Annotated in this window: 19 protein-coding genes; 9 read left to right on the top strand and 10 right to left on the bottom strand. The window is 56.8% G+C overall.

Annotated elements, in window-relative coordinates; translation table 11 throughout:
* The first annotated feature begins 22 nt into the window (after positions 1 to 22).
* Together IM764_RS03930 and guaA are read left to right on the top strand one after the other, a co-directional pair.
* On the top strand, positions 23 to 1,201 hold the full coding sequence (locus tag IM764_RS03930; RefSeq protein WP_194187008.1) for a GuaB3 family IMP dehydrogenase-related protein: 1,179 nt from the start codon (positions 23 to 25) through the stop codon (positions 1,199 to 1,201).
* Between the two features lie 29 nt (positions 1,202 to 1,230).
* Positions 1,231 to 2,811 carry a glutamine-hydrolyzing GMP synthase gene (guaA, locus tag IM764_RS03925; RefSeq protein ID WP_370551540.1) on the top strand — a complete coding sequence of 527 codons (1,581 nt, stop codon included), beginning with the start codon at positions 1,231 to 1,233 and terminating at the stop codon, positions 2,809 to 2,811.
* A 137-nt stretch (positions 2,812 to 2,948) separates the two neighbouring features.
* Here guaA and IM764_RS03920 read toward each other — a convergent pair whose 3' ends face one another.
* Positions 2,949 to 3,362: a hypothetical protein gene (locus IM764_RS03920; protein ID WP_194187007.1), complete on the bottom strand. Its 414-nt coding sequence runs from the start codon at positions 3,360 to 3,362 to the stop codon at positions 2,949 to 2,951.
* Between the two features lie 245 nt (positions 3,363 to 3,607).
* Between IM764_RS03920 and IM764_RS03915 the strand changes: the two genes are divergently transcribed.
* The 4 genes from IM764_RS03915 (at position 3,608) to IM764_RS03900 (ending at position 7,378) form a co-directional block, all read left to right on the top strand.
* The gene (locus IM764_RS03915) at positions 3,608 to 4,312 is read left to right on the top strand and encodes a hypothetical protein (RefSeq protein WP_194187006.1); all 705 of its coding nucleotides are present in this window, start codon (positions 3,608 to 3,610) and stop codon (positions 4,310 to 4,312) included.
* Positions 4,309 to 6,021, top strand: a complete 1,713-nt coding sequence (locus IM764_RS03910; RefSeq protein WP_194187005.1) for a DNA polymerase Y family protein — start codon at positions 4,309 to 4,311, stop codon at positions 6,019 to 6,021. The genes IM764_RS03915 and IM764_RS03910 overlap by 4 nt, the downstream gene beginning before the upstream one ends.
* A 62-nt stretch (positions 6,022 to 6,083) precedes the next feature.
* Positions 6,084 to 7,073 (top strand): sucrase ferredoxin, encoded by a 990-nt coding sequence (locus tag IM764_RS03905; protein WP_194187004.1) that lies wholly within the window; start codon positions 6,084 to 6,086, stop codon positions 7,071 to 7,073.
* Positions 7,074 to 7,108: 35 nt separating this feature from the next.
* The gene (locus IM764_RS03900; RefSeq protein ID WP_194187003.1) at positions 7,109 to 7,378 is read left to right on the top strand and encodes a hypothetical protein; all 270 of its coding nucleotides are present in this window, start codon (positions 7,109 to 7,111) and stop codon (positions 7,376 to 7,378) included.
* Between the two features lie 220 nt (positions 7,379 to 7,598).
* On the opposite strand, the gene IM764_RS03895 is transcribed toward IM764_RS03900, so the two are convergent.
* The 7 genes from IM764_RS03895 to IM764_RS03865 form a co-directional block, all read right to left on the bottom strand.
* Positions 7,599 to 8,288, bottom strand: coding sequence for a methionine ABC transporter permease (locus IM764_RS03895; RefSeq protein ID WP_194187002.1), 690 nt, complete (start codon positions 8,286 to 8,288; stop codon positions 7,599 to 7,601).
* On the bottom strand, positions 8,285 to 9,337 hold the full coding sequence (locus tag IM764_RS03890; protein ID WP_194187001.1) for a methionine ABC transporter ATP-binding protein: 1,053 nt from the start codon (positions 9,335 to 9,337) through the stop codon (positions 8,285 to 8,287). Before IM764_RS03890 ends, IM764_RS03895 begins: the two co-directional genes overlap by 4 nt.
* A gap of 152 nt (positions 9,338 to 9,489) precedes the next feature.
* Positions 9,490 to 10,356: a MetQ/NlpA family ABC transporter substrate-binding protein gene (locus IM764_RS03885; RefSeq protein ID WP_194187000.1), complete on the bottom strand. Its 867-nt coding sequence runs from the start codon at positions 10,354 to 10,356 to the stop codon at positions 9,490 to 9,492.
* A gap of 206 nt (positions 10,357 to 10,562) precedes the next feature.
* Positions 10,563 to 11,939: an acetyl-CoA carboxylase biotin carboxylase subunit gene (gene accC, locus IM764_RS03880; RefSeq protein WP_194186999.1), complete on the bottom strand. Its 1,377-nt coding sequence runs from the start codon at positions 11,937 to 11,939 to the stop codon at positions 10,563 to 10,565.
* 30 nt (positions 11,940 to 11,969) lie between these two features.
* On the bottom strand, positions 11,970 to 12,509 hold the full coding sequence (gene accB, locus IM764_RS03875; protein ID WP_194186998.1) for an acetyl-CoA carboxylase biotin carboxyl carrier protein: 540 nt from the start codon (positions 12,507 to 12,509) through the stop codon (positions 11,970 to 11,972).
* A 2-nt stretch (positions 12,510 to 12,511) separates the two neighbouring features.
* Positions 12,512 to 14,065, bottom strand: coding sequence for a pyruvate carboxylase (locus tag IM764_RS03870; RefSeq protein ID WP_194186997.1), 1,554 nt, complete (start codon positions 14,063 to 14,065; stop codon positions 12,512 to 12,514).
* 288 nt (positions 14,066 to 14,353) lie between these two features.
* The gene (locus IM764_RS03865; RefSeq protein ID WP_194186996.1) at positions 14,354 to 15,424 is read right to left on the bottom strand and encodes a PDR/VanB family oxidoreductase; all 1,071 of its coding nucleotides are present in this window, start codon (positions 15,422 to 15,424) and stop codon (positions 14,354 to 14,356) included.
* A gap of 123 nt (positions 15,425 to 15,547) precedes the next feature.
* Here IM764_RS03865 and IM764_RS03860 point away from each other — a divergent pair, with 123 nt between their 5' ends.
* The 3 genes from IM764_RS03860 (at position 15,548) to IM764_RS03850 (ending at position 19,955) form a co-directional block, all read left to right on the top strand.
* Positions 15,548 to 16,891 carry an oxygenase MpaB family protein gene (locus IM764_RS03860; RefSeq protein ID WP_228073325.1) on the top strand — a complete coding sequence of 448 codons (1,344 nt, stop codon included), beginning with the start codon at positions 15,548 to 15,550 and terminating at the stop codon, positions 16,889 to 16,891.
* A gap of 426 nt (positions 16,892 to 17,317) precedes the next feature.
* A complete protein-coding gene (locus IM764_RS03855) occupies positions 17,318 to 18,496 on the top strand; it encodes an oxygenase MpaB family protein (RefSeq protein WP_194186995.1) in 1,179 nt (392 codons plus the stop codon).
* A gap of 82 nt (positions 18,497 to 18,578) precedes the next feature.
* A complete protein-coding gene (locus IM764_RS03850) occupies positions 18,579 to 19,955 on the top strand; it encodes an NAD-dependent succinate-semialdehyde dehydrogenase (protein WP_194186994.1) in 1,377 nt (458 codons plus the stop codon).
* 158 nt (positions 19,956 to 20,113) lie between these two features.
* Here IM764_RS03850 and IM764_RS03845 read toward each other — a convergent pair whose 3' ends face one another.
* Entirely contained in the window at positions 20,114 to 21,466 is a 1,353-nt protein-coding gene (locus tag IM764_RS03845) for an MFS transporter (protein WP_194186993.1), read from the bottom strand.
* 92 nt (positions 21,467 to 21,558) lie between these two features.
* Positions 21,559 to 22,779, bottom strand: a complete 1,221-nt coding sequence (locus IM764_RS03840; RefSeq protein ID WP_194187169.1) for an acetyl-CoA C-acetyltransferase — start codon at positions 22,777 to 22,779, stop codon at positions 21,559 to 21,561.
* Positions 22,780 to 22,816 lie beyond the last annotated feature (37 nt).

Below are 22,816 nucleotides of genomic sequence, written 5' to 3'. Positions count from 1 at the left end.
CGCATTAGGACAGGTTAGATTCATGCAGGAATTTGTGGATATTGGACGCGGCCGGGTGGCTCGCCGGGTGTACGGCCTGGATCAGGTGGACATCGTCCCTTCGCGCCGTACGCGCAGCTCACATGACGTGGACACCACGTGGAAGATCGATGCTTATGACTTCGACATTCCCGTGATGGCGCATCCCACCGATGCCGTGGTGACCCCGGAGTTCGCCATCGAGTTCGGCAAGCTGGGTGGTCTGCCTGTTATCAACGCCGAGGGTCTGTGGGGCCGCGCTGCGGATCTGGATGCCGCGCTGCGCGAGGTGGCCGAGGCTGCCCGCCGTTCGTTGTTCGGTGAGGTTTCTTCGTCCGACGCCAACTCCGCCGCCACCGCACCCTTCACCGTGGACAGCGGGGAGGCGAACCAGGTGCTCCAGCGTCTGCATGCGCAGCCGCTGGACCAAGATCTGCTGCTGGAGCGCTTGAGCCTGGTGCGGGATTCCGGCGTGCGCTTTGCGGTGCGCGTGTCTCCGCAGCACGCTGCTGACCTGGCGTCCGTGTTGATTAAGTCCGGCTTGGACATGCTGGTGATCCAGGGAACTCTGGTTTCTGCTGAGCACGTTCATCGGGATGGCGAGCCGCTGAACTTGAAGGAGTTCATCGGCTCTCTCGATGTGCCGGTTATTGCTGGTGGCGTGGTGGATTACACCACGGCTATGCACATGATGCGCACCGGCGCTGCCGGGGTGATCGTGGGCTCTGGCGATACCACCAACACTGCATCGCTGGGTATCGACGTTCCAATGGCCACGGCCATCGCGGATGCCGCAGCTGCCCGCCGGGACTACCTGGATGAGACCGGTGGCCGCTACGTCCACGTCATCGCGGATTCTGAGCTGCTGACTTCTGGCCAGGTGGCCAAGGCCATCGCCTGTGGCGCGGATGCCGTAGCGTTGGGAGCTCCTTTGTCTGCGGCGGAGTCCGCAGGTGCACCGGAGTGGTACTGGCCAGCTGTGGCGGGCCACCCGAAGGCTCCACGTGGCGAGGTGAGCTACACCGGTGATTACGGCACACTTCCGCTGGAAGAGCTGCTGTTTGGCCCTACTGCAAACCCTTATGGCGTGCAGAATATTGTGGGAGCTTTGCGTCGATCCATGGCCAAGTGCGGTTACACGGATCTGAAGAGCTTCCAGAAGGTTGACCTGGTAGTTCGCTAGCGCGGTTCGTGCAGGTAGACTCTATACCTGTGACTGAGACAGACCACATTCAGCCCCCGCGCCCAGTTCTCGTCGTTGACTTTGGCGCGCAGTACGCCCAGCTCATTGCACGTCGCGTGCGTGAGGCAAATTTGTACTCCGAGGTCATCCCTCACTCGATGCCTGCCGATGAGGTGGCTGCGAAGAACCCCGCAGCTCTGATCTTGTCCGGCGGCCCGTCCTCCGTGTACGTCGATGGCGCCCCAGCCCTGCAGGAAGAACTCCTGAACCTGGGCGTGCCTGTGTTTGGCATTTGCTACGGATTCCAGGCCATGACCAACGCCCTGGGTGGCACGGTCGCAGAGACCGGCCTGCGTGAGTACGGACGCACCGCGCTGCAGGTCACCGGTGGCGAGCTGCACTCCGGCTTGGCGGCCGAGCACCAGGTGTGGATGAGCCACGGAGATTCCGTATCTGAGGCCCCCGAGGGTTTCCAGGTGACGGCCACCTCCGAGGGTGCTCCGGTTGCCGCTTTCGAGTGCCCCGAGCGCCGCATGGCCGGTGTGCAGTACCACCCAGAGGTTCTGCATTCACCGCATGGGCAGGAAGTTTTGCGTCGATTCCTCACCGAAACGGCCGGCCTGGAGCCCACCTGGACGGCGGGCAACATTGCCGAGCAGCTGATCGAGCAGGTCAAGGAGCAGGTGGGACCTGAGGGTCGCGCCATCTGTGGCCTGTCCGGTGGCGTGGATTCCGCCGTGGCGGCGGCGCTGGTGCAGCAAGCGATCGGCGATCGTCTGACCTGTGTGTTCGTGGATCACGGACTGCTGCGCGAAGGCGAGCGCGAGCAGGTGGAACGCGACTTCGTGGCCGCCACCGGAGCAAACCTGGTGACGGTGGATGAGCGCGCTGCCTTCTTGGACAAGCTGGCTGGCGTGTCCGATCCGGAAGCCAAGCGCAAGGCTATTGGCGCAGAGTTCATCCGCTCCTTCGAGCGTGCCGTGGCGGGTGTGTTGGACTCCGCTCCGGAAGGTTCCTCCGTGGACTTCCTGGTGCAGGGAACGCTGTACCCAGACGTGGTGGAATCCGGCGCCGGCTCCGGCACCGCGAACATCAAGAGCCACCACAACGTGGGCGGGCTGCCTGATGACGTGGAGTTCCAGCTGGTCGAGCCACTGCGCCTGCTGTTCAAGGACGAGGTACGCGCGGTGGGCCGCGAGCTGGGTCTTCCCGAGGTCATCGTGGGACGCCAGCCGTTCCCTGGTCCTGGCTTGGGCATCCGCATCATCGGCGAGGTCAACGAAGAGCGCCTGACCATCCTGCGCAAGGCAGATGCAATTGCGCGCGAGGAGCTGACCATCGCGGGGCTGGATGACACGATCTGGCAGTGCCCAGTGGTGCTGCTGGCCGACGTACGCTCCGTGGGCGTGCAGGGTGATGGACGTACCTACGGACATCCGATCGTGCTGCGCCCCGTGTCCAGCGAGGACGCGATGACCGCAGACTGGACGCGTGTGCCATACGACGTGCTGGAGAAGATTTCCACCCGCATCACCAACGAGGTGGAGGACGTTAACCGCGTGGTGCTGGACATTACGTCCAAGCCACCGGGAACCATCGAGTGGGAGTAGGTCTCCTGCGCGGGCTCTGTGGAGCCTGTCAGTGACCTACATGAGAAAGCCGGCCGCTTTTTCCGAGAAGCTATTTCTTGGAGGAGCGGCCGGCTTTCTGTGTGGGCTGAGCTTTGTGGCGGGCTTTGTGCCGGGCTTTATGCGCGGCGGTTATCGTCCGCGAGGGGACGGATGTGGGCGGTGCCGTCCAGCTGGGGGTGGACGAACCATGCGTACGCAGCGGCGATGACCCACACGATGGCCGCCAGAACCCAGCTTCCCGTGACGATGGGCAGCACCATCAGAGCCAGCCAGAGTGGGAACAGGGGAAGCACCTGGCTGATTGTGGTGGTGTATTTTTCATTGCGCTCTTCTACGGCGGCGCGGACGCGACGTCGATAAGGATGGCTGAAGGTCACCATCAACCCGGCGGCCACACAGACAACCAGGCCGATCACCTTGAAGCCGTTGGGGATGGGCATCGCCATAACGGCAACGGCCAGTCCCAGCAGGATTGAGGTGGCGGCGCGCACGGGGGTGGGGGCGGCAACGATGAGGGTGCGGTTAGTCATGGTGTTCCAGTGTAGAAGCAGTGGTGGATAGGGTGCGCAGTTGACGTAGGGGATGGGGAGTTTTACGCTACCTATAGCGAACATGTGTTCTATTTTAATTCTTTCTGTGCGGGTTGGTTGTCTCGGCTGTGTAGTACATATGTTCGTAGTGAACAGGGCGGTGAAAGTATGCGCTTTGTCACGCGATGTGACGGTTAATCTGCACGTTAAACCATTAATTGAGACTTAAGAGGAGGTGTTCACCCATGGCTGGTTCTACGCAGCAAGAGTTAGATCATACTATCTATGACCTACGGAAGAAGATGGCTCGGATTTCCGGGAAGACGTCCACCCCGGAGAGTTTTCAATCGCGCGTGGTGGACACACTTCCGAGCCCGCCGTGGTTGGAGCAGGCGATTGATACGGGCGGCATTCCACGGGCGATGGTGACGGCCGTGGCGGATTGTCCCGCAGTGCACGTGGATCTGTTGGTGGCGGCCACGCAGGCCGGCAGTTGTGTGGCCATCGTGGGATATCCGCAGTTGGCGTTGGCTGCTATCGATGCCGCTGGGGGAGACCTTGAGCGGGTGGTGGTGATTCCGGACCCGGCTCCGCACGCGGCCGCGGTGTTGGGCACGTTGGTGGAGGGCGTGGACATGGTCTTCTATCGTCCTGCCGCCAATGCCTCGCCCACGTTCGCGCGTCCCGTTGAGGCGCGGTTGCATAAGAGCCGCTGCGCGCTGGTGGTTTCTGGCCATGCGTGGCCGAAGGTGCAGCTGAACATTGATGCGCACGTGGTGGGCATTCGCGGGTTGGGCCGCGGGTATGGCCGTGTGCGCGGGGTGGAAGTCGACGGCCGCGTGTGGGGCAAGTCCCAACCTCCGCGCCGGTTCCACGCCGTGGTGGGGGAGCGGATGGATGTGGTTTCTTTGTCCGACGCCACTTCTGAGCTTCAGGAGATGGCCCGATGAGTCAGCGCGTGACGGTTCTATGGTTTCCGGATTGGCCTGTGTATGCCATCGGGAGAGCACATGGATGGGATTTGCTGCAACCTGCGGCGGTGATCGCGGAACACCGGATTTACGCGTGCAATGCGGCGGCGCGGAAAGCGGGCGTGAAGAAGGGGATGAAGCAGCGCCATGCGCTGTCTGTGTGTCCGCAGTTGGCGGTGGCTGATGACGATCCTGCGCGTCAGCTCGCGGTGCACGATGATGTGCTGACTGCGCTCGAGCAGGTGGCGGCCGGAGTGGAGACGCTGCGCCCGGGGTTGCTGGCATTCCCTGCTGATTCTTTGGCGCGGTACTACGGCGGGGAAGACCGCGCGGTGGAACTGCTGTTGGATGCAGCGGTCCGTCAGCAGGCGGACTGTGTGGCAGGCACGGCAGATGATGTGGTCACGGCGGTGTGGGCGGCGCGTCGAGGTAAGAACATCGCACCTGGTGGCGGGCGGAATTTTGTGCAGAGTCTGCCCGTGGGAGAGATGATCAGCGAACCCGCTTTGGCTGGCTCGCAGGAGGTCGTTCACGTGCTGCGGCAGCTGGGTGTGCGCACGATGGGAGACTTCGCGAACCTGCCGCGAACGGACGTCTCTGCGCGGTTTGGGGCGGTCGGGGCTCAGTGGCACCGGATTGCCTGTGGGGATATCGATCGCACGGTGGCGCCGCGGCGAGATGTTCCTGCTATTGCTGTTCGGCAGGATATGGATGAGCCCATCGCTAACACGGAAACGGCAGCCTTCGTGGCCAGAAAGGTGGCAGCGCGGCTGCACGCGGAGCTCTTCGCAGCGGGAGATGCCTGCTTGCGGTTGGCGGTGCGGGCCTACCTTTCGGCTCCGGAAGGTTATGCGGGCGCCACGATGATTGAGCGCGTGTGGCGCTGCCGGGAACCTCTGACGGAGGAGGACACCGCCCAGCGCGTGCGGTGGCAGCTGGAGGGATGGATTACTCGGCTGCGCCAGCAGGCTCCGACAGGCGCGGCGAGCACCACGAGCACGGCGGATGGTGCTGGTCAGGGCGGTGATAGCCATGTTGAGACGGAGTATTTCGACGAGCCCGTGGGTGTGGCCGCCTTGGAACTCGTGCCCGTGGAGACAGTCCCCGCGGGCAAAGTAGAGTCCGCGCTTTGGGGCGGCCCCGATGAAGGAATGCGCGCCATCCGCGCTGCCGCCGGACGCGCGCAAGCGCTCATCGGGGTGCACAACGTGTTGCGTCCCGTGCATCGCGGGGGCCGCGCGGTGGCCAGCAGAGTGGTGACGGTGCCCTACGGCGACGAAGATCCAGAGTCGGTCAGTGCTTTGCCTACGCGCCAGTGGCAAGGAGAGCTTCTGCACCCGCTGCCTTCGGTCATTGGGGCGAAGGCAGCGGGAAGGGTCGCCGGGATGGACTCGGGAATGACATCCCCTTCGGCTGCCCACCCCGCCGCAAAAGTAGAGGTGCGCACTGGAGATGATCAGCCCATTCACGTCTCCGGACGCGGGCTGCTCAGCGGCGAGCCCGCCTACCTGCAGTGGGGCGGACGGCGCGTGGAGGTCACCGGATGGGCAGGGCCATGGCCCGTGGATGAGCAATGGTGGGCGCGCGGCAAACGCTACGCCCGAATGCAGGTCGCCACCGCAGATCCTCCCGGAGCGTTCCTGCTGGTCAGCCGTGATACCGCCTGGCGGATCGAGGCCTCGTACTGAGAGATAAGCGGGGCGGGGAGAAGGTGGCGTCGGGGAAAAACCCCACTGGTAACCTGAAACCTATGTCCACGAGGAGAAACCCACTGGCCGGCATCGCCATGACCGGGCCGGATGATGAGGAAAAGTGGAAGGAATCTGTCTGCTCCACGCTGACCGGGGAGCAGCTGGCGGGGACGGCACGCGGGGGCAATGTCATCCTTGCGCTGGAGCATCCGCGCGGGTGGGGGCGCGACATTCTCGACGGGGAAGCCTTGGGTACGGAACTATCGCAGCAGATCAAGAAGTTCATCAAGAGCCATCGCGCGCAGTTGCAGTTCATCCGGCAGCCGGGTCGCGCCGGGCAGCACCACGAAACCGATGACCTGCGGCCGGTGCTCTACATCAGCTGGTCGGCGGGAGTAGGCGATCCGACGCAGCCGGTGCTCGAGCGCATGCGCGTCGACGGGCCGGAATCGATCCTGGAACTGGACCTTTCGCAGCCAGGGAATACGCCGGGGGCGGATCGAGTAGAGCATCCCGTGCTGCTGGTGTGCACACATGGCCGGCGTGATCTGTGCTGCGCGGTGTGGGGCAGGCCTTTGGCGTCTGACCTCTCGGAAAAGTGGCCCAGGGACTACGTCTGGGAAACCTCCCACACCAAGGGGCACCGCTTTGCACCAGCAACGATGCTGCTACCGGGGAACTACTCCTACGGACGCAACGCGGTGAGCTCCGCCAGTGAAATCCTGGAGTGCGCGCAGCGAGGGGAACTCTGGCTGCAGGGAAACCGCGGGCGCGGTGTGTGGGACGGGCCGGGACAGGTCGCGGAACTAGCCGTGGGGCGGATGCTGCACGATGAGGGGGAGAATGTTCCGCTGGCCGGGTTGCAGGTCAGCGCTCATGAGGAGCAGCCGGGTGATAAGCGACGGGCAACGCGCGAGGTGCGGGATGCTGCCACTGGGCGCCGGTGGCTCGTGGAGCTAGAAAGCCGACCGTCGGTGATGGCCAAGGGCTCTTGCGGCGATAAGCCGAAGCGCGTGAGCTCCTGGGTGGTGCTGGGAATCGCAGAGTAGCCCCGGGGAAATTTTGCGCTGGTACGCTAGATTGCATGGAAAATGAAAAATTAAACACGGGCGCTGGCGAGGCTAGCGATGTCGGACCATCAAGCGCACGAGCAGACGACCTCTACAACCACATCGGTAAGCACATCAGCTTCCAGGTGGAAGGCAAGTCCGTGGCAGGAACCTTCGAAGGCTACGAAGAGTCCGAAGGCATCGAGACCAAAGCGCTTCGCGTCAAGACGGATGGCACCGAGGATGACGTGGTCATCGTTGGCGTGAACAGCGATGCTGTGATTCTTATTGACGACGACAAGTAACAGTAGACCCGCTTCGGCGGCAGTGCCCCTCAGCTAGCGAAGGGCTTGAGCTGACATGGGATGCTGAGCTTCAGCGGAGATGTTCAGCACCGACGTAGAGCGCCAAATGCACAACGATCCCCCGGAAGTGCCACCACTTTTGTAAAACCGCAGGTCGCGGAGAAGCCGGTGGCGCTTCCGGGGGATCATTGTGCAAAAGCTGGTCAGAGAACAGCAGAAACTAGCGGCGCATGATCTTGCGCGCTGCCCAGTTGCCCAGCAGCTGAGCGATCTGGACAATCACGATGATCACCAGCACTGTGATCCACGTGACCTGGTCGTTGAATGTGCGGTAGCCGTAAACGATGGCAAAGTCTCCCAAACCGCCAGCGCCGATGTATCCGGCCATCGCGGACATATCCACAATCGCGATGAACACGAATGTGAAGCCCAGGATCAGTGGTCCAAGCGCCTCGGGGATGATCACCGAGGTGATGATCTTCAGTGGAGAAGCACCCATGGACTTCGCAGCTTCCACCACGCCCGGGTCAATGGACACCAAGTTTTGTTCCACGATGCGCGCCGCACCAAAAGTAGCTGCTACCACCATGCCCACGATCGCAGCCTCGGTGCCAATACGCGTGCCTACCAGCACGTCCGTCAGCGGGCCAATGGCTGTCAGCAAAATGATGAACGGGATAGGGCGGAAGAAGTTCACCAAGAAGTTCAGCAGCAAATACACCAGTCGGTTTTGCAGCACTCCACCAGAGCGGGTGGTGTACAGCAACAATCCCAGCAGGAGCCCCAGTATTGCTGAGAGTACCAGCGTGATTGAGACCATGTAGAGGGTGTCCCAAATGGCATTAGTGAAGGTGGGGCCTAAGCGATCCCAGTCCATCTGAGCCAGGATCATTGTGTTGTCTGTGCTCATCGGATCTCCTCAATCTCGGTGTTGGCCTGCATGGTCTGGAAAAACTCTTCAATGGCGGATTCCGCCTGCGGGGTGGATCCAGACATGCGCATTGTTAGCTTGCCGAAGCTGTGCTGCTGCAACGTGGTGATTCCACCGTGAACAATGTTTACCGTTACGCCTGCGTCGGAAGCTTTGGAGATGGCGTCGAAAAATCCGATGCCCTCCGCCATGGTCACGGTGAACAGGCGGCCGGACTCGGCCTGCAACGCCTCGGATTCCACCATGTCTGGCGTATTGCGCAGAGAAGTGGCCACGAAGTTGGCGGCCACAGCGGTGCGAGGGTTGGAGAAGACTTCGTAGACGCTGCCTTGCTCCACGATCTGTCCCGCTTCCATGACCACCACGCGGTCAGCGATGCTGCGCACCACTTCCATCTCGTGGGTGATCACCACGATGGTGATGCCCAGATCCCTATTAACCTTGCGCAACAGTTCCAGCACGTCGCGAGTGGTGGAGGGATCCAACGCGGACGTCGCTTCGTCGGCGAGCAGTAGGCGAGGGTTGGTAGCGAGTGCTCGGGCGATACCCACGCGCTGCTTCTGTCCGCCGGAGAGCTGCTCGGGGTAGGCCTTGCCCTTATCGGAAAGGCCCACGAATTCCAGCAATTCCTTCACGCGAGCCTTGCGCTCGGAGGCACCCATACCCTGCAGCTTGAGTGGGTAGGCGATGTTGCCTTCTACATTGCGCGAGGTCATGAGGTTGAACTGCTGGAAGATCATGCCGATGTCCGAGCGCAGTTTGCGCATCTGTGATTCCTTGAGCGGAACGATATTCCTACCGTCCAACAGGATCTCGCCCGAAGTGGGGCGATCTAGGCCATTGATTTGGCGAACCAGGGTGGACTTGCCGGCGCCGGAGTAACCGATGATGCCCACGATGGATCCGGCGGGGATAGCGGTATTGACATCTTGGAGGGCGGTGACTTCCTTACGGCCTTGCTTGAAGACCTTATGGACGCCGCGGAATTCCACCTCAGTGCCGGTGGTTGTAGTGGCCTGTTCAGCCATGGGAAACCTCGTTGCGTATCTGGGTTGCGTAATGGGGAGCGGTTTTAGTGAGCGAAAGGGGCTGGCCGCGGGCTCCAGATGAAGCAGGGCGGCGAGCCCCTAGTAAAGCTGGATCTTGACCTTCAGCGAGACTCGCGCGAGTCCGCTGGGGCTTACTTGGAGCCCTTGATCTTGTCTTCGATGCCGGTGAGGATGCCTTCCAGCTCCTTGCCGTCCTTCTTCACCTCAACAGAGGTGCCCTTGGACTGATGCTCGATGGCTTCCTGCACCTTCTGGGAGTGCCATACGTCCACGAGCTTGTTCAGGTTCTCATCATCCTTGTGCTCCTTGGTGGTCACGAAGGCGTTGATGAAAGGCTCTGCGGCTGGGGAGTTTGGATCGTCCTGAGCCACTGCGCTCTTTGGATCGATGTTGCCGTTGGACAAGAAGGAGTTGTTGATGACGGCCGGGGTGCCGTCTTGGTAGGAGGTCACCGTCTGTGCAGCATCCACTGCAACGACCTTCACCTTGGACTTGTCTGTATCGACATCGGCTGGGGTTGGAGAGAGCAGTGAATCGTCCTTGAGCTTCAGCAAACCGGCACCTGCCAGCATGTGGAGCGCGCGTCCCTGGTTGGTTGGGTCATTCGGGATGGCAACTTCGCCGGCCTCTTCGACATCCTTGAGCTCGCTGTGGTCCTTGAAGTACAGGGCCAGTGGAATGATTTCCGTAGCACCGATAGGGGTGAGGTCTGCGTCGCTGTTGACGTTGTAGTCAGCCAGGAACATCAGGTGCTGGAAGTTGTTGACATCAATCTGTCCGTCTTGCAGCGCGCGGTTGGGCAGGGAGTAATCGGAGAACGGCACGAGCTCCACGTTCAGTCCCTGTGCCTTGGCCTCTTGTTCGAAGACCTGCCACTGCTCTTGGCCTTGGTCGGTGGTGCCGACCTTGATGGTGTCTGCATCGTCACCGCAGGCTGCCAGGGAGAATGCTGCGGCTGCTGCAACGATGGTGGCTGCGGCCTTTTTGCGAAGGGACATGTGGGTCCTCTTTCTTTCGTCGAGTTGGCCGGTCAGACGGCCTAAGGGTTGGGGGAAAATTTAGCACCCAGCCCACAAAATGAACAACTTGGTCTAGTTTATCGGAAGACTTTGGTCGCTATGTGCGTTGATGGTGAAGATTTATGAACGAGAAACCGTCGTCCTCACCCAATGCATTGGGTGAGGACGACGGTGCTTGTGAAGACTTATTGGTCAGTTGGCAGTTCTGACTTCGATTCGAGAAGTTTCGCTACGTATCCGGTGTTGAAGTGGCCACTGCGGAATTCTTCGCTATCGAGCAACATCGCTTGGAACGGGCCTGTGGTGATGACTCCGTCGACGGTAAGTTCGTCGAGAGCGCGCAAGGTCCGAGCGATAGCCTCATCTCGGGTTTCAGCCCAGCAGATGAGTTTTCCCACCATGGAATCGTAGAACGGAGGAATGGTATATCCGGTCTCGATGTGAGTATCCATGCGTACACCGAAACCACCGGGGGCACGATACTTTTCAATCTTGCCAGGTCGAGGTGCAAAGTCCTCGTTGGGATCTTCCGCATTAATTCTGCATTCGATTGCGTGTCCGCGTATGGAGATTTCATCCTGGGAGAAACTCAGGGGGATACCCGAAGCGATACGTAATTGCTCTTTGATGAGATCCACTCCAGTAACCATCTCCGTCACTGGGTGTTCCACCTGGATACGAGTATTCATCTCGATGAAGTAGTACTTGTTCTCGACGTTGTCGAAAACAAACTCGATGGTGCCCGCGTTACGGTACTTAACCTCCTTGCATAGGTTGATAGCGGCTTCTTGCAGACCGGAACGAAGCTCGTCATCGATAACGGGAGAAGGAGCTTCTTCAATCAATTTTTGGTTACGTCGTTGGGAGGTGCAGTCGCGTTCTCCCAGTGCAATGGCGTTCATTCCATCGGCAATGACCTGGACTTCGATGTGGCGGATGTCTGTGAGATACCGTTCGATGTAGACCGACGGATCGTTAAAGGCAGTCTTAGCTTCAGACATAATCTCTGTGAGATCGCGTTCGAGGGTGTCTTCGGACTCAACCACCCGCATGCCTCGGCCGCCACCACCGGCAGCTGCCTTAATGAGCAAAGGGAACCCGGTTTCCTTGGCGATCTGAAACGCTTCGTCCGGCTCAGAGACCACTCCGTCTGAGCCGGGGACAGTAGGTACTCCGGCAGCCCGAGCGATGCGCTTTGCCTGAATCTTGTCGCCCATTTGAGCGATATGTTCCGAGGTTGGGCCCACAAAGCCGATGTTTTCCTCTTCTAACATCTTGACGAAATTCGCCTTTTCTGACAAGAAGCCGTACCCAGGATGGACAGCATCCGCTTTGAATGCCATGGCTGCAGATACAAGCAACTCGGGCGAGTTGTAACTCTTGGCCGCATTGGCAGGGCCAATGCATACCGCCTGATCAGCGAGCTTCACAGGCAGAGAATCTCGGTCTCCCTCGGAATAAGCCAAGATGCTCTTGATGCCCAGTTCTTTACATGCTCGGATCACACGGAGCGCAATTTCCCCGCGATTTGCGATTAATACGCTCTTCAAAAGTTCGGTCATGGATGACTCCAGGTGAGTGTTCGTAAAAGGCTATTTTGGGTTGATGATCATGAGTGGCTGGCCGTGTTCGACAGCGTCTTCATCATTGACCAAGATCTCCGTGACCGTGCCGGCGACCTTAGCTTCAATGTTGTTCATAAGCTTCATTACTTCGATGATGCAGAGCTTCTGTCCTACTTCCACTTCGTCTCCGACCTTGACGAAAGCTGGGGCACCAGGCTGCGGAGAAGCGTAGAACGTTCCCACCATTGGAGATTTCACGGCTGTACCGTGTGCGCTTTCCGAAGCAGCAGGAGCTGGCGCGGAGACATCCTTTGGTTGGGAGTCCTCTGCTGGTGCAGTCTCAGGCTGGGTAGGAGCCGGTGAGCTTGCTGGAGCCGGTGCACTCGCAATCTCTTGGACAGCGGACGTTGCTGATGGAGCTGCTGCCCGATTAAGGCCACCCGGGGTCCGAGACATGTTCAGTTCTGTGGTGCCGTAGCGGATACTCAGTTCTTGAATGTCATCGGATAGATTGACCCATTCCAAGAGCGCCTTGAGTTCGGAAAGGTTGGTGGATTGCTCAGACATGTTTACTTTGCTCCTTTAGTGAGGTTGATTTCGAGATCAGGGGTGGACAACGAGAACTGCCCTTGTTCTGTTGATTCGTATAAAGACTTGACCAAGGCCATCAATGAGCCCCCTGGCGCGCCTTCGCCTTGGCCGGATAGTCCTTGAGCGACGAACTTTTTCATTTCATCGACTTGTGATCCCGCGAACATGGCACGCAAGACCAGCATGTCAACGTCTTCATCGGGAAAGCGTTCCTTAAGGCGAGGCATCATGGGCTCGAGCTCTGGACGCTCATCGGTGATTTCGGAAGATCCATTGGTGCGGATTTTTTCCAATGCATCGGGATCGATCGGTGCCAACAGTTCCCCGTAGTATCCCAACGCGTACTTTTTGATTTCATTGGGGACGACACTGTAGCGCTCGCCGGAAATCACATTCATCACAGCCTGCGTGCCCACGAATTGAGCGAACGGGGTGATCATGATGGGGAACGCTAACTCTTCTCGAACTCGGGCTACTTCGTAGAGCAACTCTTCGAAACGATCCGACAGACCCGCGGTGGCTAGCTGGGATTCAAAATTAGTAAGCATTCCGCCTGGAAGTTGATGCATATAGTGAAGTCCGTCGTACGCACGAGGCACACCAACTGGCTTTCCTTCTACGTCAGCGATCTCCTGAATGCGCTCGCTGACCTTTGCCAACTTTTCATCGTCGATATTGACGGTGTATCCGAGGGCGCGGAGATCACGCACGAGACTCTGTGTGGAAGGCTGACCTGGGCCATTTGCAAGTGGAGCAGTTGACGTGTGGATGCTGTCTACGCCCAGCTCAGCGGCATAAAGATAGACGAGCGGAGAAAGGCCTGTGAGGCTGTGAGTGTGCACTTCGAGTGGTCGGTCGCCTATGACACTACGAATAGCTGGAATTAGAGTCTTCATGCGGTCCGGAGTGAGCAGACCACCGGCATCTTTGAGCATGATGCGGTCTACTTGGGCACGGTCGATGAGATCTTGAGCCTTGCGAATGTAGAGCTCGTCAGTGTGGACCGGACTCAAGCAGTAGGAGAGACAACCGAATGTCTCGGCGCCGAGTTTCTTGGCGTGCAGGAGACCTTCGTAGATGTTATCGACGTCATTAAGCCCATCGAACGAGCCGATCACACGAAAACCATTGGCATATAGACGATCAACCCATGTAATGATGACGTCATCAGGAAGGAAGTCGAATGCTGCAAGGTTTTTCGACCTCAATAGCGCACGGAACTTGACGTTCGGTGCTTGTTCATGAACCTTGCGCACGCGTTCCCAAGGATCTTCTTTGAGGTAGCGCACAGCAACGTCGAACTGGATAGGCGCGACGAGGTCAATGTGTTCAAATCCAGTGTCGGCCAAGTCATCAAGCATCGACAGAATGTGATCGGTCGTCATGCGAGTCGCCCAAATACTCTGGTGGGCATCACGAAGTGTCGTATCAATGATGTTGATCTCGCGTTGACTACCTTGGGGGCGGCCTCCCGCAGCCATGATTTCGGCAATTGATTCAGTTGTGAGATTTTCGGTGGCTATTTCAGCCATTATGCCTCCCAGTTAAGCGAACATCGTCTGCGCTACGCAGTTGGAATGCGATTGACGATACCGTTTGGGAGATGCCCTCATCGGTGACTTTTGAAAGCAAAAAGTGTGACTAAAGTTGTGCTCTCTCAACCAGATGTGTGCCGATTGGTCTTTTAACTGCAGTTTCTTCCGTGTGGGTACTAATTTTCGAGGCCGAGATGATTTTAGAGAGATTGTTTTTTGTTACAAAAATAGGTCGCGCTTGGTGCTTTTTGCACAATAAGGTTGGCGAGGGGAGTGGTGCTCCTGTCAAGGCCGGTAACGGGTGCGTTTGCTTCGTCGAGCGAGTGTGAGTTCCGGGGAAAGCGCCCTCGATACACATGGTGTAAATAGCCCTGTGGAGTGATCTTCGTCAGTCAGGCAGGAGTCTCGATGGTCAGGAGTGCCGTCCAGTACTTGCATGATGCAGGTTCCGCAGATCCCTTCTTCGCAGGAGGTCAATAGTGGCACGTCGTTATCTTGGAGTACCTCCGCAATGGAATGAGTGGCGGGGACGCTGAACGTCTCTCCGTCACATTCGACGGTGAGTGCGGAGTCGGGCGCATCAGCACGGGGTGTGTGCTGCGGTGGCTGGAACAGTTCGAAGTGGATACTGGATGTGGGTAAGTAAGACTGGGCTATTTCGATTGCGGCGTTCATGAAGCCTGGGGGTCCGCAAACGTAAAAATGAATGCTAGAGGGGGATCTACGCTGGTCAGCCTCGTCCTTGCCGCCTAGTGAGTTCGTCAGGACCTGGGTGATTGCGGGAGCGAGTTCGGGAGGAGTGTCGTCGTCAAAAAAGCAAGACAAGTTATCGGGAATCAGAGCCTCGAGTTCCTCGAGTAGTGCGGCCTCTGTGCGACTCCGAGAGAAGTAGAGCAGTGAGAAGTTATGATGATCGCGGAGCTGAGCGGCCATCGCAAATAGTGGCGTGATGCCGATCCCCGCGGCGATGAAGATGTGGAATTCGGCCTCGTCTGCCAAGGGGAACAGGTTCAGGGGATGGGAAACATCGACAACTGAGCCTGCCACCAGATTGTGTGCTTCGATCGAGCCTCCGCGGGAGTCTTCTTCGCGTTTGACGGCAAGGCGATAGCTCGCTGGAGGGGTGTTTTCGGAGACAGGATTGCAGATGCTGTACTGACGGACTAGCCCGCTAGGAAGAGTGAGATTTACGTGTGCTCCCGCAGAGAAAGAAGGGAAGTTGAGCTGGTCTAGAGGCGCGAGGGTGATCAATTTGATATTGGGCGTCTCATCCTGAATGGATATAACTTTCGCTTTCATGGAGTTTCCTGCCTGTGATGTGCAGAGTAAACAAAATTGTTCCGAAATAACGAGCATATTGACCAACTGTGATCTCTATTACTCTGAGGTTTGAGTGTGATCTGCGCGATTGATATTACATAGTGCTCATCAATGAAAAGCAACAATTGCTTCTCTCCTACATGTTTAAGGAAGTTAGAAATGACTACCGCCGAACGCCCAGACATCCTTCCGATGTCCGCAAACCCTTTCGCAGACTTCCGATATTTCTATAAGGAAGGCATGCCCCTCCGTCCTGCCCCGCAACGCCGGACGGAAACTCCGTCCTGGAGCACGTTGCGGCACAACCTCTTTGACAACTGGCATGACGTCAAGGATGACTGGGACGGGTATAACTCTGATCAGAACCGCCTCTTAGATGACCACATGTGGCAGTGCGATGAGACTGGTCTCGCTGTCGCTGAAATGTTCAAGCGCGTTGGCGCAAAGAAGGGAAGAGCAGATTTTGAGACTGCTTTGAGCCAGGGCATTGAAAAGGTAGATAACCCGGAGCCGGAGCTGGTGGAATTCTTCCGTCAGGTTGACAACGTTCCCGAGTGGATCGACATGGAAGCGGCAGGAAGAGGCCGAATTGCCTACTACAACGTCACCTTTACGTCCGAGACTCTCGCCATCGCCTTTGCTTATTGGGCAACCACTATGGAGGATCGCACCTCTGCTGCAACTGGCGAAACGGGAATGTTTGATCACAAAGCGATGCAGCGATCCGTAGAAACAGCGAAGTTCTTTGTAGACCTTGGGCGAGAGGACGTATTTGATAGGTACAGCGATGGGCTCAAAGCTGCAGTCCGAGTGCGTTTGCTCCATGCTCAGGCCAACCGAGGCTTGGAAAAGCTTTGGGGGCCAGAACACTTCAATGAATTTGGGAGGCCCATCGGTTCTAGTTTCCTAGTGTCCGGTGAAGGCTGGTTTGCCCTCATGCCATTGGCGATCGATGAGCTGTTTGGCAGGCCTCATTCCGGTCAAGAATGGGACGATGTCGCAATGTACTGGGCTTATGTTCTCTACATGATGGGTGCGGAAGAGCGGATCATTCCGAAGACCGGCGACGAGATGCGGAAGATGACTGACTATATCTACGCAAATGGAGGACAATCGAGCGATTTCCATCAGGAAGTGGCCACTGCCTTGATGTCTATTCTGGAAAACCTTAACCCCGCTTTGCCGATCATCGTCCTTGGAGCGTTGTGCACCGTCGTAGGTGAGGATGATGTGCGGTTCATGGTTAAGGGAACGAAGTGGGAAAAACTACGCTTTAAGCCAGTGGCCTGGATGTATGGCACGGTTGCTCGTATGGAAGCTCGCGCGGCTCGATTGCGGGATAAATTGCCTGGGGCAGAGCAGGCTAAAGTTCGCCGAGCGGGCAGAGGTAAGCCGCCGTGGAGTACAGTGCTGGGGCAAATCGAGGCACATATTGCCAAGAACAACCTAGGTGTGGAAGCAAAGTTCAACCTCCATGATAATTCCAAAGAGGCCTTGAATTAGATGTAGGAGAGCTGGGTTGGGCGCCTGTCTAGCGTGACGGCGATGAATGAGGGGAGCGGCTTCGGTTGCTCCCCTCATTCTTTGGCGCCTCTGCCTCTAATAATGCTTTGGGCAGGGGTTATTTGTCGCTATCTCTATCGTTTGTGGCTGGCTCTGAGGCTGGAGTTCTAACGCATGGGCTGCCTTCAGAGTTCACGTTTTTGTTGGAAGTGCACAGTTGAATCAACTTCATTTTAGTTTTCTAACTAAAAGTGAAGGGAGTTAAAAATTTTAGCGGTAAGTGATGTGCGACACAGTAATGTTCTGGCTACCCGCAAGGGAACCACCACGGGAAGCTTTGACCAACGCATTGCTAATTAGTTAAGAGTGGCTTGGGGCGATCAAAGAAAAACTTCCTGCAATCTCCTACGAATAGGAAGAATTACCATGACAGATTCGCAGACCCTGTCAGCAAACTGGCCACCTAGCCGTGGCGACTACACCGAATTCGTGTCCAGATTCGGCCAGGAGCGTGCTGACCGTTACGCGCAGGCTTTCCACGCTAAAGATCCTGTCGCCGATGCACTGTTTTCCGGTGACCGAAGTGTGCGTGAAATCATGCCAAATCTCAGGGAAGCTCTTGTTGCTGGTCGCGCAACGGAAAATACGTTTCCCGAGGTAGCGGCTCTCATTGAAGACATGGCAAGCGCTTTGGAGGGGATCGACGAAGAGAGGCTTGAGCGCGGCCGGAAAGTGTATCTGTCCATTCCTGTTATCCAACATGCGTTGGCAGTGGGACCAGGTTCTCTCGTGCACACGTATTCCACCCCTGCGATTGCAGATCTTCTGGTGAATACGGGTGAACTAACAGTCGGTGCTATCAAGAGGTTGAGCTACACAACTAACTGGACGTTCTCTCTTTATCTGCCAGATAGTATTTCCCGAGGAGGCAAGGGGTTTGTCCACACCGGCATGGTACGCGCCATGCATGCTCATGTCCGGCGCGTACACACAACGAGGGGACTTGATTACAGCGACTGGGGAGCTCCGATTAGTGAATTCGACATGCTACGGACCTGGTTCGATTTCACCTATATCCCTTACAAGGGGCTCAGGAACATGGGTTGGTCTCTTAGCAAGGAAGAAGAGCAAGACGTCTACTATCTCTGGAAAATCGTGGGCCGAATGGTCGGAATTCCAGAGGACTTGATGGATGGACAGGACGACATTGAGTCTTCCGAAGAGACGATGGATGCGATCCACTCTGTGGACGGCCTGCCGAATGAAAATACTCAAGCACTAATCGATGCATTGATGCACGGTTTTGTGGTCAATGCCAACATGATCACGGGACTGCCTGAGGACACGCTCGCTGATTGGACAGCGGCGTACACGCGGATTATCCATGGAGATGAAAAGGCAGATCTACATGGCATTTCCCAATCCTTGATGCTCCCGATCATTCAGATGAACGTGCCGTCAGTGCAAGAGAGGTTTGATCTGCTCCGTAAGGACGAAGAGGCACTGTCAGCTGAAATTAAGAACAACGAGGAGATGGTTCGCCAGCTACTCAATGAAGAAGAGCCTGCGTACTTGAACCAAGATAAAGCCCCTGAACAAGTTTAAGAACTGATCAGTCCTACGCTACCGAGACAATCGGTCAATCCTTGTACCTTTGATGTATACCTTTGAAAGGAATCTTGCATTTATGAATCCCCAGTATCGTGTTCAAAATCCCGTAGATAACCAGGTTATTGAAACCTTTGATTTCGCTACCGATCAGGAAATTGCTCAGACTCTAGACAGAAGCGCTGCCGCATTTTCTGAATGGCGCAAGACCACATTTGCGGAGCGTGCCGAAATCGTTTCCAGGGCAGCCGAAATCTTGCGTGAGCGCTCTGACGAATTGAGCTCCATCATGGCCCAGGAAATGGGCAAGCAGCTTCCGGAAGGTGCATGGGAAGTCAATTTCAGTGCAGATATCCTGCAGTTTTACGCTGATCGAGCAGAAAAGCACTCGGCTGACGTCGAAATTCCCGGAATTCAAGGCGGAAAGGCGATGGTTCGTCGACTTCCCTTGGGGCCGCTTTTGGGTGTGATGCCGTGGAACTTCCCGATGTATCAGGTGGCGCGCTTTGCCGGCCCAAATCTGATGAACGGAAACACTGTCATTCTGAAGCATGCGGAAATTTGCCCGAAGTCCTCCGCGGCATTTGAGCAGATCCTCAAAGATGCGGGTCTTCCAGACGGCGCCTTCATCAACGTCTACGCAACCCACGACCAAATCTCCACGATCATCGAAGATCCACGAGTGCAGGGTGTGTCTCTGACCGGTTCCGAGCGTGCAGGATCGGCGATCGCATCGCAGGCAGGGAAGAACCTCAAGAAGTGTGTGCTGGAACTCGGTGGCACTGATCCGTATATCGTGCTTGACAGTTCGAATGTCAAGGAAGCAGCCGCTAATGCCTGGGCAACTCGAGTTATGAATTCTGGCCAGGTTTGCACGGGAAACAAGCGCATCATCGTCATGGCAGATATCTATGATGAGTTCATTGAAGAGCTGACTAATATCGCCAAGTCCTACTCTCAGGGTGATCCGCAAAACCCTGGTGAAAACCAATACTTCCCGCTGTCTTCTCGTGACGCAGGAGAAAACCTCGAAAAGCAAATTGACGATGCGAAGTCCGAGGGCGGTGTGGTCCATACCGGTGGCAATCTATTGGAAGGTGGAGCTTATTTTGAGCCCACCGTGATTACCGACATTCCGGTGGGATCTGATCCTTACTACCAGGAGTTCTTTGGTCCAGTTGCCGAGGTATATAAGGTGCACTCGGACGAAGAGGCCATTGCGGTTGCTAACAATTCGCTCTACGGCCTTGGTGGCTCCGTTTTCTCTCAAGACGAGGACCGAGCCAAGAAGGTTGCGGCTCAGGTTGAGACCGGAATGATTCACGTGAACTTGGGCCAAGCGTTTGACCCAGCATTGCCGTTTGGTGGCGTTAAGCGCTCTGGCTTTGGCCGAGAGCTTTCCGTCTATGCACTCGATGAGTTTGTAAACAAGCAGACCTTCTACGTGAACGACTAATCTTGACGAGCTGTCTGTCTAAATAGCAAAAAGGGTGTTCCCCGAAACTTGATTGTTTCGGGGAACACCCTTTTTATGTGACGTGATGGAGAACTACGTGACTCGAGAAAAGGCAACCTATATCGGCTCCCCATTACTTCACAGGGAACCGAGTGAACCTAATGCTTGAGATCGATGCCTCGAGTTTCGGGGAGCAGCCTCATACAAACCAAGGTTAAGATGCAGAGGATCACGACATAGCTGCCTGATATCCAGGCCAGATCAAGATTGTTCATGAGCTGGAAAACGTACGGTGCAGTTCCGCCGAAAACGGCCACTGAAAGTGAGTACGCAAGTCCGATGGACTTTGTTCGGTGAGCTGTTGGGAATACCTCAGACATGATGGCACCCAGGAGCGCACCACCTGCTGACACGATTATGAGCGATGCTCCGGATGCGACTAGAAGAGTCCACGGTTGGGAGTTGATGAAATTCATCAGTGGGACTTGCGCTATCGCAAGAGCGCCGGCGAAAAAGTAAATGACGGGCTTTCTTCCGATACGGTCAGATAGCCGTCCCCAGAGGGGAAGTGCAATGAGACCGATGACTTGTGCGACGACTGTGACCCAATAAGCCCCTTCAACTGCCATGCCTTCGTGTTTGATCGCATATGTGGAAACATAAGAAGACCATGTGTAGTGAGCTGCAGTGATGCCGGAGACCATTCCCACTACAAGGAGAATAGACACCCAGATTGGTGCGGCTTTTTGTCCCGTTTCACCTGGCGAATTGTGATCTGCAGCTACCACAGGCTTCGCGGTATTGGTGTTGTGCTTCTCTGATTCGGTGAATGCCTCACTTTCGTTCATGCCGCGGCGCATGAACATAGCGAAGAGAGCAGCAATGGCACCAAGCCAAAACGGGATTCTCCAGCCCCATGATCCGACCTGGTCTTCCGTCAAAACGCTGGAGATCACGCCACCGACAATGTAGGCCAGGACGGAACCGCCGAAGATGGACATGTAGACAAAACTGCTCCACAAGCCACGATGCTGTTTCGGCGCAATCTCTGGAATGTAAGCGTTTGCGGTGGCCGATTCGCCACCGTGAGCGAATCCTTGGATCAGGCGAAGCAAAAGTAGACCGACTGAAGCCCAGACGCCAATTTTCTCGTATGTCGGCATGAAACCAATGATCACGGCGGCTGCAGCCATCGTGAAGATGGTTGTCATAAGCACAAACTTCCGCCCTTTTCGATCAGCAATGATGCCGAACACAATTCCGCCAAGGGGTCGGACAAAGAACCCAATTGCCAGAACGCCGAAGGTAGCAAGCAGTGCAGACGACGGGTCTGCACTGTTAAACATTGCAGCTGCAATAAAGGGGGCAAATACAGCGTAGGTACTCCACTCAAACCATTCGAGTAGCTGGCCGACCATGCTGGCGGCCAGGGACTTGCGGTCTGACGAGCGGGTTGTTGTGTGGGGTTCTTGTGAAGAAGTAGCCACGTGTTTCGTGGATGATTGGTTCATGTTGCTCCTTGAAAATAGGGCTAGAGTTCGCGCTTGATCTTTGAGAAGTTCCTTTCCCTTTCGGGACAAGTCATTTCTTGCGATTCCTGCGGCTAGTCCGCTCTTTCGATTACTGCAGCGAGGCCCTGCCCTCCGCCGATGCACATCGTCACAAGTGCACGTTGAGATCCCGTGCGCGCCATGCGGTGGGAGGCTGTGACCAGCATTCGGGCGCCTGTTGCCCCGATGGGATGGCCCAAAGAAATGCCTGATCCTTGAGGGTTTAGGCGGTGGTCATCCGCTGAAATTCCCCACTGGTCTAGGCATGCCAGAACTTGCGAAGCGAACGCTTCATTCAGCTCAATGAGGTCTATATCTGCAAAAGTGAGTCCTAGACGCTCGAAGAGTTTTTGTGTGGCAAGAACGGGGCCAATCCCCATCGTTTCCGGAGCGACGCCTGCCACGGACCAGCCTTTGAGGACGACTATGGGAGCAAGGCCAAGCTCTTTGGCTTTACTTTTGGTGGTGACGATCATCGCTGCTGCTCCGTCATTTTGTCCGGAAGCATTGCCCGCGGTAACGGTGGCGTGGTCGACACTTTTACCCATGATTGGCCGAAGTTTGCTTAGTGCATCAGGCGTGGTTGTCGGACGAATGTGCTCGTCGCTGGAAAAGACGAGTGGTTCTCCCTTGCGCTGAGGAATTTCTACAGGAACGATTTCCGTGGAGAATAGACCGTCTTGTGTAGCTTTTGCCGCCCGTGCATGCGATTCAGCCGCCAGTTCGTCTTGTGCATCTCGGGGAATTTCGAATTCGCGACGGAGATTTTCTGCGGTTTCAATCATCCCTCCAGGGATGGGGTGACATTTTCCACCGGCGTTCGTACGTGCTTCGGCCAGACGGTCTCTAAGAGCCATGTTTCCGGCCTTCTTCCCCCATCTGATATCGGCATCAACCGTGTACTCAGTTTGGGACATTGACTCTGCACCGCCAGCAATAATGAGCTCCGTTGCACCACTTGCGATGTGGGCAGCAGCTGTAACTACAGCCTGCAAACCTGAGCCGCAGCGACGATCAAGCTGCATTCCTGGAACTGATGCACCGAGTCCGGAATCGAGAGCTGCAATTCTTCCTAAGGCTGGAGCTGCGCCGTTGGGGGATGCTTGACCGAGGATGAGGTCATCGACATCTTCTGCGGTAATGCCGGATTCCTCTACTACTGCTTTCACCACAAGGCTTGCGAGATCCTGAACGGGGATGGCAGATAGGGCCCCTCCGAAGGTTCCCACAGGGGTGCGTTTGGGATTACAGATTACGATTTCTTCAGTAGAGATATCCAATATGTTGTCCTTTGCTCGATCGGGTGCGGTG

It is taken from the genome of Corynebacterium sp. ED61 (assembly GCF_015233855.1).
Classification (GTDB): Bacteria; Actinomycetota; Actinomycetes; order Mycobacteriales; family Mycobacteriaceae; genus Corynebacterium; species Corynebacterium dentalis.
Note: the sequence above shows the minus strand (reverse complement) of the source record. Positions and strands in the feature narration are given on the sequence as shown.

Bases quoted from the DNA above. Each gene is read 5' to 3' on its own strand.
- accB (WP_194186998.1), bottom strand. From the start codon at position 12,509: ATGTCTGAGCAATCCACCAACCTTTCCGAACTCAAGGCGCTCTTGGAA.
- IM764_RS03860 (WP_228073325.1), top strand. From the start codon at position 15,548: ATGACTACCGCCGAACGCCCAGACATCCTTCCGATGTCCGCAAACCCT.
- IM764_RS03850 (WP_194186994.1), top strand. From the start codon at position 18,579: ATGAATCCCCAGTATCGTGTTCAAAATCCCGTAGATAACCAGGTTATT.
- IM764_RS03890 (WP_194187001.1), bottom strand. From the start codon at position 9,337: ATGGCTGAACAGGCCACTACAACCACCGGCACTGAGGTGGAATTCCGC.
- IM764_RS03900 (WP_194187003.1), top strand. From the start codon at position 7,109: ATGGAAAATGAAAAATTAAACACGGGCGCTGGCGAGGCTAGCGATGTC.
- IM764_RS03895 (WP_194187002.1), bottom strand. From the start codon at position 8,288: ATGAGCACAGACAACACAATGATCCTGGCTCAGATGGACTGGGATCGC.
- IM764_RS03915 (WP_194187006.1), top strand. From the start codon at position 3,608: ATGGCTGGTTCTACGCAGCAAGAGTTAGATCATACTATCTATGACCTA.
- IM764_RS03905 (WP_194187004.1), top strand. From the start codon at position 6,084: ATGTCCACGAGGAGAAACCCACTGGCCGGCATCGCCATGACCGGGCCG.
- IM764_RS03920 (WP_194187007.1), bottom strand. From the start codon at position 3,362: ATGACTAACCGCACCCTCATCGTTGCCGCCCCCACCCCCGTGCGCGCC.
- IM764_RS03865 (WP_194186996.1), bottom strand. From the start codon at position 15,424: ATGCTCGTTATTTCGGAACAATTTTGTTTACTCTGCACATCACAGGCA.
- IM764_RS03885 (WP_194187000.1), bottom strand. From the start codon at position 10,356: ATGTCCCTTCGCAAAAAGGCCGCAGCCACCATCGTTGCAGCAGCCGCA.
- IM764_RS03870 (WP_194186997.1), bottom strand. From the start codon at position 14,065: ATGGCTGAAATAGCCACCGAAAATCTCACAACTGAATCAATTGCCGAA.
- IM764_RS03845 (WP_194186993.1), bottom strand. From the start codon at position 21,466: ATGAACCAATCATCCACGAAACACGTGGCTACTTCTTCACAAGAACCC.
- accC (WP_194186999.1), bottom strand. From the start codon at position 11,939: ATGACCGAACTTTTGAAGAGCGTATTAATCGCAAATCGCGGGGAAATT.
- IM764_RS03910 (WP_194187005.1), top strand. From the start codon at position 4,309: ATGAGTCAGCGCGTGACGGTTCTATGGTTTCCGGATTGGCCTGTGTAT.
- IM764_RS03930 (WP_194187008.1), top strand. From the start codon at position 23: ATGCAGGAATTTGTGGATATTGGACGCGGCCGGGTGGCTCGCCGGGTG.
- IM764_RS03855 (WP_194186995.1), top strand. From the start codon at position 17,318: ATGACAGATTCGCAGACCCTGTCAGCAAACTGGCCACCTAGCCGTGGC.